The sequence below is a fragment of the Fictibacillus phosphorivorans genome (assembly GCF_023715845.1).
GTDB lineage: Bacteria > Bacillota > Bacilli > Bacillales > Fictibacillaceae > Fictibacillus > Fictibacillus phosphorivorans_D.
Window position 1 is genome coordinate 105,279 of the sequence record NZ_JAMBOR010000005.1, and the last position, 14,182, is coordinate 119,460.

Consider the following 14,182-nt stretch of genomic DNA (forward strand, 5'->3'; position numbering starts at 1 on the left):
CAATGTATAATGTTTGAAATAAAAGTATGAAGTACTATAAAGTAGAGACATTACTATTCCGGAGGTGTGCGCGTTGAAAAATGTGATTGTCGTATGTGAAGCGGGTATTTCAACAAGTCTATTAGTGAAAAAACTAAACGAATTAGCACAAGAGAACGAAGAAACGTTCAATATCCATTCAAAGAGCACCGAAGAAGGGTTGGATTATGTGAAAAAAGAGCCGGTGGATGCGGTTCTTCTTGTCCCACAGATCCATCATAAAGAGAAGGAATACAAGGAAGTTACCAACGGCAAAGTGCTTAAGGTTTCCGTAAATGACTATAACAATATGAATGCTTACAGTATCTTTGAGCAATTGAACGAGGCGATATGAAAACGGACGTCGATATCACTTCATTTATGCCTCTAATCACGGAATCGGCTCAAGCGAAAAAGCATGCCTTTGAAGCTTTGAACTGTGCGAAAGAGGGAGATCAAGAAGGGTACAACGAAAAAATAGCCCTCTCCAAGGAGTTTCTGCTCGCAGCTCATAAAGAACAGACGAATGTTTTAAGTTTGAACGCGAGGGAAGAAGAGGTTCCAGTCACCGTCTATTTAATCCATGCGATGGATCATGTTTCAAATGCTCAAATGGTTCATGATCTGGTTAAGGAATTAGCAGAGCTCCATCTAAACAAATGTTTAACGTAAACAAAAGGACTGTCCGGAATTCATCCGGACAGTCCTTTTTAAGATTAAGATAGATCTCCAGTCAAGAATTGAGCCTTCCCTCCACCGAAGCTCCAGTCATTATCACCGTTAGACGAGATGGATATCATTAAATCAGATGGTTTGATATTACACTTTTCATCCAGATTCTTCGCCAGGTTTTCATAGAATTTCGTAATCTGTTCTTTCGTTCTTTCTCTAGAAATCATATGAATCAAGAGAAAGTCGTCTGTTCGTTCAAACCCGAGACCTGTGTCCTCCATAATCATCTGATATTTTTTATGTTCATGGACGAGTTGATAACGATCACTTGCAGGGACTTCAAAGGCATCGACCATGACCTCATGGGTCACATCGAGGATCTGCTTGATCTCTTTTTCGTCTTTGCCTTCATATAGATGAAATTTTAATAGTGGCATCTTTTTTTCTCCTCTCTATAATAGAACGATATTTGTACCAGATTCTTTAATGGCACTTACGTATGTCTCGTCAAGCGCAGCATTTGTCACGATGGTATGGAGATTCTCCAAATCACAATAGGTGTACAAGGAAGTCTTACCGAATTTCGTATAGTCGATCAATAGATAGACGTTCTGGGCTCGTTTACATACGAGTTTTTTAATCCTATTCTCGAACAAGTCTGAATTCGTCGCTCCATTATCAAGGGAAAATGCGGTTGCGGCCATGAATGCTTTATTGATATTAAACTTGCTTATGGTCAGGTCATCGGAGATACCGATAAAGGATTTCGTTGATCTTTTATAGGTTTCCCCGATGGTGATCAAGTTAACATGAGGAAATTTAACTGCCTTATTAATGACTTCTAAACTATTCGTGATTAATGTGAATTCGATCTCCTCATCCAATTGATCAAGAACAAAGTGTGTCGTCGTACCAGAGTCCAAATAAACGATGTCATGCTCTTGGATATATTGACCACAATGCTGACCGATCTCCTTTTTCTCGTTTAATAGGCTAATGTTCCGGTCTTCATAGTCTCTTGTAGCATGGTTGTTTTTATTATAAACAACCCCTCCATATACCTTCTTAATCGTTGAAGATTTAGCTAATTCATTGATATCTCGTCTAATGGTGTTTAATGAGACATTAAAATGTTCTTTCAACTCTTCTAACGATGCCTCATGCTTGTCTTTTAAGTATTCTTCTATTCTAGTAATTCGTTTAACCTTCATGAAGCACACCCCCTTATTCCTTCTGCATTTTCACTGGACTTTTTGTCTATAGTGAAATATTCGCGATATGTATGTAGTCACATTGTAGCACAATTTTTGGTTAATAACACCAAAATAGAATAAAAAATAATCAAAAGTTACTCAAAAGATATTTAACACTTGACTAACATGTGAATGATTGATAACCTTTGGGACATAACTTAAATCAATATTCTGAATTCTGAAAACGGTTACCTAAGGGAGGATGTAAAATATGTCAAACGTACAAACATTAAAAGAAGTCAAAGTCTTAAAAAACTATATCAACGGTCAATGGGTAGAAAGTAAAAGCAATGAAACCATTGATGTATATAACCCGGCTACAAAAGAAGTTATGGCCAAGGTGCCGCTATCAACGAGAGAGGAACTCGATCAAGCTGCTCAGGTTGCTGCAGACACGTTCCATGAGTGGAAAAATGTCGCTGTACCAAAAAGAGCTCGTATTCTATTCAAGTTTCAACAATTGCTGTTAGACAACAAAGAGGAACTAGCTGAGATCATTACAAAAGAAAACGGAAAGAGCCTAAAAGAATCACTTGGTGAAGTTCAACGCGGAATTGAAAATGTTGAATTTGCGGCAGGCGCACCAAGTCTGATGATGGGTGATTCCTTACCATCTATCGCAACAGATATCGAAGGAACCAACTACCGTTATCCTGTCGGTGTTGTCGGTGGGATTACACCGTTCAACTTTCCGATGATGGTACCTTGCTGGATGTTCCCGATGGCGATCGCAACAGGTAACACATTCGTCTTGAAGCCATCTGAAAAAACGCCATTGCTTATCGAGAAAATCGTAGAACTATTAGAAGCTTCCGGATTGCCAGCTGGCGTATTCAACGTAGTGAACGGCGCCCACGATGTAGTAAACGGCATTCTTGAAAATGAACACATTAAAGCGATCTCCTTTGTCGGTTCAAAACCAGTCGGAGAGTATGTGTATAAAAAAGGTACAGACAACCTTAAGCGTGTACAAGCCCTTACGGGAGCGAAAAACCATACGATCGTGCTTAACGATGCGAACGTGGATCAAGCTGTGAAAGAAGTGATCGGTGCAGCATTCGGTTCAGCGGGCGAGCGTTGTATGGCGGCTGCTGTCATCACGGTAGAAGAAGGAATCTATGAGGAGTTTACGCAGAAACTCAAAACAGAAGCTGAAAACATCCGAATGGGTAACGGTCTTGATGATGGTGTATTCTTAGGACCTGTTATTCGAGAAGAGAACAAGGAGCGTACGATCCAATACATAGAAGAAGGGGAAAAAGAAGGTGCTAAACTTCTTCTGGATGGACGTGAAAGAAGCTCAGATGATGGTTACTTTGTAGGACCGACGATCTTTGAAGATGTAAAAACAGATATGAAGATTTGGAAAGACGAAATCTTTGCTCCTGTGTTGTCAGTCGTGAAGGTGAAAAACCTAAAAGAGGGGATTAAAGTCGCGAATCAGTCAGAATTTGCGAATGGTGCATGCCTATTCACGGATAGTGCTTCAAGCGTTCGTTACTTCCGTGAAAACATCGATGCAGGTATGTTAGGAATCAACCTTGGAGTTCCTGCTCCGATGGCGATCTTCCCGTTCTCCGGATGGAAGTCTTCGTTCTTTGGCTCCCTTCATGCAAACGGAAAAGATGGTGTGGAGTTCTACACGAGAAAGAAAGTAGTTACAGCACGTCATCAGGAACCAGAATTTTCTGAGGAGGGGTAAATCGTGGCTGATCTCTTATATAAGAAAAAAGAATTAAAGTTATCCGAAGGGGTAACTTTAATTCAGGATTTAAACAAAGCGAATACAGATCTTGAATACGTACAATTCAAGGTCATCCAAATGAAAGAGGGTGCCCAGTATGAAGAGCACCTGAAAGATACTGAATTATGTGCGGTAGTCCTGACAGGAAACCTGGATGTTGAGGTCGATGGAGAAACTTACTCAGACCTCGGCACGCGAGAATCCGTGTTTGATAAGAAACCGACGGATAGCATCTATGTTCCTTCTACCAAAACTATTAAAGTGAAATCGAATAAACAAGCAAAACTAGCTCTATGTTACTCAAACTCTACGAAAGTGTTGGACACGAAGGTGATCCGTGCGGAAGACAATGATATTGAAGAACGAGGGAAGTACGCCAATCAAAGGCTCGTACACAATATCCTGCCAGACGATGTGGACATTCCCGAAAACCTTTTGGTCGTAGAGGTGTATACAGACAGCGGGAACTTCTCTAGTTATCCTCCGCATAAGCATGACCAGGATAACCTCCCTGAAGAATCATTTCTGGAAGAAACCTACTATCATGAAGTGAATCCGGAACAAGGTTTTGTCTTCCAGAGGGTGTATACCGATGATCGTGAATTAGATGAAACGATGTCAGTCGAACACCAGGATTGTGTATCCGTTCCAAAAGGCTATCATCCGGTAGGCGTCCCCGATGGGTATGACCTTTATTATCTGAACGTTATGGCTGGACCAAAGAGAAAATGGAAGTTTCATAATGATAAAGATCATGAATGGATCTTGGAGAGGGATTAATGATGGAAAAACTAGATTTGATTACATTTGGCAGAGCTGCTGTTGATCTGAATGCGACAGAATATAATCGCCCGATGGAAGAAACGATGACGTTTACAAAATACGTGGGAGGCTCTCCTGCAAATATAGCGATCGGGACTTCTAAATTAGGATTGAACGTCGGAATGATCGCAAAAGTTTCCGATGACCAGCATGGTAACTTTGTGATCGATTACATGAAAAAATCAGGAGTGGATACAAGCTACATCAAAAAAGATACAGAAGGCAGAAAGATCGGTCTGACGTTCACAGAGATCAAAAGTCCGGAAGAGTGCAGTATCTTAATGTATCGCGACAATGCTGCGGACCTATATCTAAGCGTTTCTGATTTTGATGATGAGTATATCAAGCGTGCCGACACCATCCTGATTTCAGGTACATCATTAAGCCAGTCACCATCAAGAGAAGCGGCACTGCATGCGGTGGATGTGGCAAAAAGAAACGGTGTTGAAGTGATCTTTGAGCTTGATTACCGTCCGTATACGTGGAAGAGCGAACAGGAGAGCGCAGTCTATATGACCACGGTAGCAAGAATGGCAGACATCGTCATCGGAACTAGAGATGAGTTCGATGTGATGGAAAACGGAGAAGGCAACAGTGATGAGGAAACGGTAAAAGAGCTTTTTGAGCATTCTCCACAATTAATCGTCATCAAGCATGGAGTGAAAGGCTCAAGAGCTTTCACAAAGGATGGAGAAGTCATCGAAGGTACCATCTACGAAACCAAAGTGTTGAAGACGTTCGGTGCTGGTGACTCTTTTGCCTCAGGTTTCATCTATGCATTGAAAAACGATAAGAGCATTAAAGAAGCTTTACAATACGGCAGTGCGGCTGCTTCGATCGTCGTATCCAAACATAGCTCATCAGATGCGATGCCGACAGTCGCAGACATTGAAAATTTAATGAATAGTCACGTGGGGTGATTTTTAATGGCCAATACGATTAAATGTACAACTGCTCAAGCACTTATTAAATTTTTGAACAACCAATATATTCATTTTGACGGCGAAGAACATAAGTTTGTCGAAGGTGTTTTTAATATCTTCGGGCATGGGAACGTGCTTGGACTGGGTCAGGCTCTCCAGGAAGAGGCCGAAGATCTGAAAGTGATCCAAGGAAAAAATGAACAAGGGATGGCCCACGCGGCTGTTGCTTTTGCAAAAGAAAACTTCAGAAGAAAAATCTTTGCAGTAACGACTTCGATCGGACCTGGTTCTGCAAACCTCGTAACCGCCAGTGCAATGGCATTAGCGAATAACCTGCCTGTTTTATTTCTGCCAGGTGACACGTTTGCGTCTCGCCAGCCTGATCCGGTCTTGCAGCAGGTAGAACACCTTCATAGCCAAAAAATCACGACCAATGATGCATTGCAGCCGGTCTCCCGTTACTGGGATCGAATCGAAAGACCGGAACAGCTCATGTCAGCACTTCTTCGTGCATTCGAAGTATTAACGAATCCGGAAACAGCAGGTCCGGTCACACTGTCGATCGCTCAGGATGTGCAAGGCGAAGCGTTTGAATATGATGAGTCCTTCTTTAAGAAACGAGTTCATTATGTAGATCGCGCTGTCCCGTCAGAAGCGTCTCTCGAACGAGCGAAGGAAGCGATTCTTGCTTCGAAGAAACCGTTGATCGTCGTAGGAGGGGGAGCGAAGTATTCCCTTGCAGGTCAAGCAATCGCTGAATTTTCAACGAAATACAAAGTGGCACTAGCGGAAACACAAGCAGGGAAATCCACTGTTTCATCTGATCACCCTTATAACATGGGAGGAATCGGAGTCACAGGAACGTTAGCTGCCAACAAGGCTGCAAAAGAAGCGGACTTAATCATAGGGATCGGGACACGCTATACCGATTTCACCTCCGCTTCCAAAACGGCGTTCAATTTTAATGAGTCTACATTTATCAATATCAATGTCAGCAGAATGCAGGCGTATAAGATGGATGCTATCCAACTTGTAGGTGATGCGAAAGAGACCGTTGAACGTCTCCATTCATTGTTGGACGGTTATGAAAGCGAATTTGGCGAAAAGCTGGAAAGCTATAAGAATGAATGGCTGGATGAACGAAAAAGACTGGCTGAAATTGCAGTCGACTTTGATAATGATGCGTATCAGCCGGAAATCAGTGATGCTTTTGGCCGTGAAAAACTGAAGGAATACGCAGAAACATTAGAAACGACTTACCCTCAAACGAATGCATTGATCAAAGTTAATGATCTGATCGATCCTTCGAGTTATGTGATTACTTCTGCAGGTTCACTGCCTGGGGACATGCACCGGTTATGGAATCCGACTGTGGAGAACACCTATCATGTCGAATATGGTTATTCCACAATGGGATATGAAGTCGCGGGTGCGTTAGGCGTAAAAATCGCTCATCCTAATAAAGAAGTCTATAGCATCGTTGGGGACGGGAGCTTCTTAATGCTTCATACCGAAATGGTGACCGCTCTTCAATATGGCTACAAGATAAACATCGTACTCTTTGATAACTCTGGCTTTGGCTGTATCAACAACCTTCAGATGGGTCATGGTGGCGACAGCTACTGCACAGAGTTCACGAAAGCGGATGGGAGTATCTTGAACGTAGATTATGCGAAAGTAGCTGAAGGATATGGCTTTGATACGTTCAAAGTGAAAAATGATCAGGAATTAGAAGAAGCGATCCAACAAGCCAAACAAAGTGAAAATTCCACATTGATTGAGATAAAAGTACTGCCTAAGACGATGACAGATGGCTATGAGAGTTTCTGGAATGTAGGGATCTCCGAACATTCCGCAAAAGAAACGGTTTTGAGTAAAGCCAAAGAAGTCGTCGACATGAGAAGTAAAGCCAAACAATACTAAGAGAAAAAGAATGAGAATAAAAGGAGAGCTATGAAAACAATTAAAATCGGTGTCGCTGGATTAGGCCGTCTTGGCCTGATCCATGCGGATAATATCTATAACATGAAGCATGTTGAGCTGACCGCGATTTCTAATTTAGATGAAGACGTAAACCGAGAAGTGCAGCATACATATAACGTTCCTTATGCTTACACGCAGTATGAAGAAATGGTTAAGAATGAAGAACTGGACGCTGTATGTATTGTGACACCTTCTGGTTTTCATACCGAACATATTCGATTAGCTCTTGAACATAATCTCCATGTATTCTGCGAAAAGCCGATCGGACTAGACGTAGAAGACATCAAGCGGACATGTACCGCGATCGAAGAGAGTGATAGGGTATTCCACTTAGGGTTTATGCGTAGGTATGATGCGGATTATGTGTATACGAAAGAAATGATCGATCGTGGAGAGATTGGTGACATATCCATCATCCGTTCTTATGGCATCGATCCGATTTCTGGACTCGACAGCTTTGTGAAATTCGCGAGAAAGAGCCCAAGCGGCGGAATTTTCTTAGATATGAGTGTTCATGACATCGATGTCGTTCGCTGGTTTACGAACTCAGAGATTCAAAAAGTGTGGGCGACTGGTAACAATAAAGCGGCTCCTGAACTGGATGAATTGAATGAAGTGGAAATCGGCACTGTGACGATGCACCTTGAGAATAATGTAACCGCTTTTTTAGTAGCGGGACGCACGGCTAGCCACGGATACCATGTGGAGACAGAGGTGATCGGGACGAAAGGGATGGTCCGGATTGCTGCAACTCCTGATAAAAACAAAGTGACCGTTTTTAATGAAAATGGAGTAGTCAGACCGACGTCTCAAAGCTTTCCTGAACGTTTCAGAGAGGCATATGTAGAAGAAATCAAAGACTTCGTCAGATGCATCCGCGAACAGACGCAGCCAGAGGTCTCTGCTGTCGATGGATTAAGAAGCACAGAAGTCGCACTTGCATGCCAAAAGTCCTTCCAAGAGGACAACCTGGTAGAACTTAAATACGAGGTGATGGTCTAATGAAACAAATCAAATTAGGATGCGCCCCGATTGCCTGGACAAATGATGATATGCCGGAATTAGGGTCAGAGAATTCATTTGAACAGTGTATCAGTGAGATGGCGCTTGCAGGATATAAAGGGACGGAGATCGGTAACAAATATCCGAAAGACCCAGAGATTTTAAAGAGATATTTGGACCTTAGAGGACTTGAGGTGGCCAGTGCATGGTTCAGTGCCTACCTGACAACGAAAGATTTTGAAGAAGTAAAAGAAGCTTTCATCAAACATAGAGATTTTCTGCATGCGGTCGGAGCGAAAGTCATCGTTGTATCTGAACAAGGTAACAGTATTCAAGGTCAGATGAACACCCCGCTGTTTGAACAGAAACCAACTTTTTCTGAAGAAGAATGGAAGCGTTTTACTACAGGATTGGAAAAACTCGGTGAACTGGCGAATGAGAAGGGGATGACGGTCGTCTATCACCACCATATGGGCACAGGCGTCCAAACAGCCAAGGAAATCGATCGACTGATGGCAGAAACAGACCCGGAGAAAGTCAGTTTGCTGTATGACACCGGCCATCTCGTTTTCTCTGGCGAAGACCCTTTTTATGTATTAAAAAAACATTTTGATCGAATCAAGCATGTACATTTTAAAGACGTTAGAACAGAGATTGCCGCTGAAGTGGCTGAGAAGAAAGACAGTTTTCTTACTGGCGTAAAGAAAGGTGCTTTTACTGTACCGGGTGATGGGTCGATTGATTTTAAGCCGATCTTGGACTATTTAGTAGCTAATGATTATAAGGGCTGGATTGTTGTAGAAGCTGAACAGGATCCTGGTATCTGTAATGCGTTCGAGTATGCGTTAAAAGCAAAACAGTATATCGACGTCTTAGTTTAATACAAAGGAGAATCCATATGAACTGGTTTGCTATCGTAAGTTTCGCAGTTATCATACTGGCTATCTATATGTACGCGTATTACCGGAGTAGAAGCGTAGACACACAAGAGTCTGAGGGGTATTTCTTAGGTGGCCGTTCCCTTGTAGGAACGACGATCGGTATGACGATCCTCATGACCAATCTTTCGACGGAACACCTTGTCGGACAAAATGGACAAAGTTATGTAGCGGGTGTTGAAGTAATGGCATGGGAAGTGACAGCAGCAGTCGCGATTGTCATGTGTGCATGGGTGTTCCTGCCCAGGTATTTCAAATATGGTGTAAACACGATCTCTGACTTTATTGAAGTCCGTTATGACACGATGACAAAAAGAATCGTGTCTATCCTATTCATGTTTACATACATCGTCAGCTTTATGCCGGTAGTGCTTTATTCCGGTGCCTTAATCTTTAATGATCTATTTAATATTGAAGAGCATCTGGGAGTAAGTGCAGTAACAGCTGTTGTCATCATTGCCGCGTTTATCGGGCTGGTTGGTATATTGTATCTATTTGTAGGCGGGCTTTCCTTAGCGGCTCATAGTGATTCTATCTATGGAGTCGGTTTAATCGTAGGTGGCTTAACGGTTACCGTCCTCGGTTTCATAGCGTTAGGAAATGATAGTTTCCTAGCCGGCGTAGACCATTTGGTGACTGAATCTTCAGATAAGTTGAATGCGTGGGGCCCTATTGATTCCTCGATCGTACCTTGGCCAACGCTCTTCTTCGGAATGTTTTTTAACAACCTATACTTCTGGTGTACCAATCAGATGATTGTCCAAAAAGCATTAGCTGCAAAGAACTTGAAAGAAGCTCAAAAAGGTACGATGATGGTTGGTTTCTTTAAAATCTTTGGTCTCTTTTTCTTGGTTATCCCTGGAATCATCGCTTACAACATGTTTGGCGGCGACATGAAAATGGACTTAGCGTATCCAACCTTAGTAAATACCATCTTGCCTGACTGGTCTTATGGAATTTTCGGTGCTGTTGTTTTTGGGGCGATCATGAGTTCATTTGTTGGGGCACTCAATGCGACAGTCACGTTATTCAGCCTTGATTTTTATAAACCGGTGATCAATAAGCAGGCGACCAATCGTCAAATCGCCAAGATGGGGAGAATCCTTACCGTTGTTGTCGGACTTATTGTCGTTATCATCGCGCCATTAATCTCATTGTTCCCTCAAGGGCTGTTTGCGGTCATCCAGGAGTTCAATGGTCTGTATAACATGCCATTACTGGCGATTATTTTAGTCGGATTCTTCTCGAAGAAGACGTCAGCGCTGGGTGCGAAATGGACATTTATCTTTCATGTCGTTACCTACAGCCTGTCAAAGTTTCTGCTTGCCGATATTCACTATCTGTATGTATGGAGCGTATTATTCCTGCTTGATCTAGCGATTCTGTATGGATTCAGCTCGTTGAAGCCGGATAAAGAAGACTTCGAATTTGAGAAGTATAAGAACAAAGTGGATCTAAAACCATGGAAACACTCTAAATTAGTGGGAACGATTATTCTATCAATCGTAGTAGCCATGTACATCATATTCTCCCCATTGGTATTAGCTAGTTAAAGAAAGGAAGATATCCTCATGAAAAAAGTCGTAGCAGGCGTCATTGGCGCTGGACGAATTGGTAAGTTACACATCCATAATTTAAAAGCGAACCCGAATGTCCGTCTCAAAATGGTATCTGACCTGTTTGCTGACCAACTACAAGATTGGTTTAAAGACAGTGGGGTTGAAGAGATCACTAAGGACTATAATGATATTTTTGAAGATCAAGAGATTAATACTGTGTTCATCTGTTCCCCGACGAGCACACACGCTGATCTGATTAAAATGGCAGCAAAGTCTAACAAACATGTATTCTGTGAAAAGCCGATCAGTTTTGATGACGCGGAGACGATTGCAGCTTTTCAAGACGTGCAAGATGCAGGTGTGAAATTCCAAGTCGGATTCAACAGACGTTTTGACAGGAACTTTAACGAAATGCAAAACCGAGTAAGAAGCGGCAAGGTGGGGGACGTTCATATCCTAAAGATTACTTCCAGAGACCCTAACCCACCACACCTCGATTATATTGAAACGTCCGGTGGGATGTTCATGGATATGAGTATTCATGACTTTGATATGGCGAGGTATCTAGTAGGTTCTGAAGTCGTTGAAGTATTCGCGAAGGGAACGAGCCTCGTTAACCCCGCGATCGCTGAAAAGAATGACATTGATACAGCGATTATTACGTTAACCTTTGAAAACGGAGCACTTGGTGTGATCGATAACAGCAGGGAAGCGGTATACGGATACGATCAGCGGATCGAAGTGTTCGGCAACAAAGGTGCCCTTATGGCGGATAACGAAACAGCAACAAACCTGAAGTATTTTCATGCCGAAACCGTAGAAATGGATCAACCGCTGCACTTTTTCCTAGAAAGATATAATGACTCGTTTATCCGAGAAACCGAGGACTTTGTAAATAGCATTTTAAACGACACAGAAACTCCCGTTGTATTTAAAGACGGCATTATGGCCCAGCGAATTGCGCAGGCTGCCAGAGAATCATACGAAAGTGGAAAACCAGTAAAAGTTAACCATGGAGTAGGGTGAGGATATGTATAATATTTTAGATGATGCGTTCGAAAAGAGATATGCGGTTCCGCAATTCAATATGAACGGATTGATTTGGCTGGAATCGATTTTGAAAACCGCTGAGAAGTGCAAAGCCCCGGTTATTGTAGGCACAACCGATAAAATCGTCGACAAGTTAGGTGGTTTTGAGCTCTTAGTAAGTGTCTTTAAGATTATGAAAAAGGATCTCGGGATTACAGTCCCAGCTGTCCTGCATTTGGATCATGGACAAACGGTGGAACGTTGTAAAGAAGCGATCGACGCCGGTTATGATTCCGTCATGTACGATGGCTCCAAACTTCCGATCGAGGAAAATGTGAAGAATACAAGGGAAGTTGTAGAATACGCTCATCATCATGGCGTAACGGTGGAAGCGGAAGTAGGAAGTGTTGGAGGAACGGAAGACGGGATCTACAGCGATCTGGCCTATGCGGATCAAAATGAATGCATTCAGCTCGTTAAAGAAACGGGAGTGGATAGCTTAGCACCCGCTTTAGGATCTGTTCACGGTAAGTATAAAGGCGAGCCGAATCTAGGTTTTGATGAGATGGCGAGTCTGCGTGAAGCTACGGATGTTCCTTTTGTCCTGCATGGCGCTTCTGGAATCTCGGATGCTGACTTACAAAAAGCCATTTCCTATGGCCATGCCAAGATCAATTACAATACAGAGTTGAATATCGCCTGGTCAGATGCAGTGAGAAAAGTGCTCACAGAAAACCAAGAACTATACGCACCTATGGAGATCTTTGAGCCAAGTAAAAAAGCCTTAGATGAAGTCATCGAAACGGTGATCAAACGTACGAATGCTTATCAGAAAAGCGCTGAGCAAGTAACTTCAAAATGAAAATAAGAAAAGCACCTCTAACTTTTAAACACTTGTTTAAAAGTTAGAGGTGCTATTTTCATTTAGCGGTAGAGTAATATGGGAATAAATAGTTGATTTGTTCTTTATAAAGAACTATACTGGTGATAAACAATTAAGGATCTCGTTCAAAATATTATTGTCCTGGATTCCAAAATTTTTTTGCTCTTATTGTTCATTATAAAGAACTTAACATCTATAGCTTATCTCAGTACATAGGTTTAACGGTATGGATTAAAAGGAGTAAAGGAGGATTTTCGATGGCCGTATTGATTACAGGTGGAGCGGGTTACATTGGAAGTCATACATGTGTAGAGATGTTAAACGCAGGTTATGAATTGATCGTAATCGATAATTTTTCAAACAGCAAACCTGATGTGATCGAACGCATCCAAAAGATTACAGGAAAAACGCTTACCTTTTATGAAGCAACTCTCCTCGATAAAGAAATGATAGATACGATCTTCTCCAACCATGAAATCAATGCCGTAATCCACTTTGCTGCTTATAAAGCGGTTGGTGAGTCAGTGGAAAAACCTCTTATGTATTATCAGAACAACTTAATCAGTACACTCAACCTATGCGAGATCATGGATAAGTATGGAGTGTATAACTTGGTTTTCAGTTCTTCGGCAACCGTTTATGGGAATCCGGATAGGGTGCCGATTACTGAAGAGTCCCCATTACGTGCAACGAATCCTTATGGACATACGAAACAGATGACAGAGCAAATCCTTCAAGACCTATTTATTTCAAATCCTATGTGGAGTATCGCTTCGCTAAGATATTTTAACCCGATTGGAGCCCATGAGAGTGGTCTTATTGGAGAAGATCCTACTGGGATTCCAAATAACTTACTGCCTTATATCTCACAGGTTGCGAGTGGCAAGCTTCCTCACCTGAATATTTTCGGAGATGATTACGAGACCAATGATGGCACGGGCATAAGGGATTACATTCATATCATGGATCTCGCGAGTGGCCATGTGAAGGCACTGGAGCATGTCCTTGTAACAACAGGAGTAGAGGCGTTCAACTTAGGAACAGGAAAAGGACATAGTGTGTTTGAGATGATCGATGTTTTTGAACAAGTATCAAAAAAACAGATCAAGTATAGCATTCAAGAAAGAAGACCAGGTGATATAGCCGTTTGTTTTGCAGACCCCTCTAAGGCTAATCATGTTCTGCAATGGTCGGCTAAAAGGGGCATTTATGAGATGTGCAAAGACACGTGGAAATGGCAAACTCAATCTGGGAAGCAACTGATACGGTAACACGCTATAAAAATAAGTAATGAAACAAACCTATTTTTTTACCTGAAATGTTCTTTATTAAGAATTAAAATACTTATATATCGTA

At 42.1% G+C, this 14,182-nt stretch carries 14 protein-coding genes; 12 read left to right on the top strand and 2 right to left on the bottom strand.

Annotation, left to right across the window (positions count from 1 at the left end; all coding sequences use genetic code 11):
* Positions 1-82: 82 nt before the first annotated feature.
* Together M3206_RS06125 and M3206_RS06130 are read left to right on the top strand one after the other, a co-directional pair.
* Entirely contained in the window at positions 83-373 is a 291-nt protein-coding gene (locus M3206_RS06125) for a PTS sugar transporter subunit IIB (protein ID WP_251311704.1), read from the top strand.
* Positions 370-690: a PTS lactose/cellobiose transporter subunit IIA gene (locus M3206_RS06130; protein WP_251311629.1), complete on the top strand. Its 321-nt coding sequence runs from the start codon at positions 370-372 to the stop codon at positions 688-690. The genes M3206_RS06125 and M3206_RS06130 overlap by 4 nt, the downstream gene beginning before the upstream one ends.
* A gap of 44 nt (positions 691-734) precedes the next feature.
* On the opposite strand, the gene M3206_RS06135 is transcribed toward M3206_RS06130, so the two are convergent.
* Together M3206_RS06135 and M3206_RS06140 are read right to left on the bottom strand one after the other, a co-directional pair.
* Positions 735-1,127: a tautomerase family protein gene (locus M3206_RS06135; RefSeq protein ID WP_251311630.1), complete on the bottom strand. Its 393-nt coding sequence runs from the start codon at positions 1,125-1,127 to the stop codon at positions 735-737.
* A 15-nt stretch (positions 1,128-1,142) separates the two neighbouring features.
* Positions 1,143-1,901, bottom strand: a complete 759-nt coding sequence (locus M3206_RS06140) for a DeoR/GlpR family DNA-binding transcription regulator (protein WP_251311631.1) — start codon at positions 1,899-1,901, stop codon at positions 1,143-1,145.
* 253 nt (positions 1,902-2,154) lie between these two features.
* Here M3206_RS06140 and M3206_RS06145 point away from each other — a divergent pair, with 253 nt between their 5' ends.
* The 10 genes from M3206_RS06145 to galE all read left to right on the top strand — a co-directional run bounded on the left by M3206_RS06145 (position 2,155) and on the right by galE (position 14,097).
* The gene (locus M3206_RS06145) at positions 2,155-3,645 is read left to right on the top strand and encodes a CoA-acylating methylmalonate-semialdehyde dehydrogenase (protein WP_251311632.1); all 1,491 of its coding nucleotides are present in this window, start codon (positions 2,155-2,157) and stop codon (positions 3,643-3,645) included.
* 3 nt (positions 3,646-3,648) lie between these two features.
* Entirely contained in the window at positions 3,649-4,467 is an 819-nt protein-coding gene (gene iolB, locus M3206_RS06150; protein WP_251311633.1) for a 5-deoxy-glucuronate isomerase, read from the top strand.
* On the top strand, positions 4,467-5,429 hold the full coding sequence (iolC, locus tag M3206_RS06155) for a 5-dehydro-2-deoxygluconokinase (protein ID WP_251311634.1): 963 nt from the start codon (positions 4,467-4,469) through the stop codon (positions 5,427-5,429). Before iolB ends, iolC begins: the two co-directional genes overlap by 1 nt.
* Before the next feature lie 6 nt (positions 5,430-5,435).
* Positions 5,436-7,355 (top strand): 3D-(3,5/4)-trihydroxycyclohexane-1,2-dione acylhydrolase (decyclizing), encoded by a 1,920-nt coding sequence (iolD, locus tag M3206_RS06160; RefSeq protein ID WP_251311635.1) that lies wholly within the window; start codon positions 5,436-5,438, stop codon positions 7,353-7,355.
* Positions 7,356-7,385: 30 nt separating this feature from the next.
* On the top strand, positions 7,386-8,417 hold the full coding sequence (locus M3206_RS06165; RefSeq protein WP_251311636.1) for a Gfo/Idh/MocA family oxidoreductase: 1,032 nt from the start codon (positions 7,386-7,388) through the stop codon (positions 8,415-8,417).
* Positions 8,417-9,298 carry a myo-inosose-2 dehydratase gene (gene iolE, locus M3206_RS06170; protein ID WP_251311637.1) on the top strand — a complete coding sequence of 294 codons (882 nt, stop codon included), beginning with the start codon at positions 8,417-8,419 and terminating at the stop codon, positions 9,296-9,298. The genes M3206_RS06165 and iolE overlap by 1 nt, the downstream gene beginning before the upstream one ends.
* A 17-nt stretch (positions 9,299-9,315) precedes the next feature.
* A complete protein-coding gene (locus M3206_RS06175; protein WP_251311638.1) occupies positions 9,316-10,908 on the top strand; it encodes a solute:sodium symporter family transporter in 1,593 nt (530 codons plus the stop codon).
* A gap of 18 nt (positions 10,909-10,926) precedes the next feature.
* Complete coding sequence (gene iolG, locus M3206_RS06180) at positions 10,927-11,940, top strand: inositol 2-dehydrogenase (protein ID WP_251311639.1); 1,014 nt, start codon at positions 10,927-10,929, stop codon at positions 11,938-11,940.
* A gap of 4 nt (positions 11,941-11,944) precedes the next feature.
* Positions 11,945-12,805, top strand: coding sequence for a class II fructose-bisphosphate aldolase (locus tag M3206_RS06185; protein WP_251311640.1), 861 nt, complete (start codon positions 11,945-11,947; stop codon positions 12,803-12,805).
* Between the two features lie 278 nt (positions 12,806-13,083).
* Positions 13,084-14,097, top strand: a complete 1,014-nt coding sequence (gene galE, locus M3206_RS06190; RefSeq protein WP_251311641.1) for a UDP-glucose 4-epimerase GalE — start codon at positions 13,084-13,086, stop codon at positions 14,095-14,097.
* Positions 14,098-14,182: the final 85 nt, after the last annotated feature.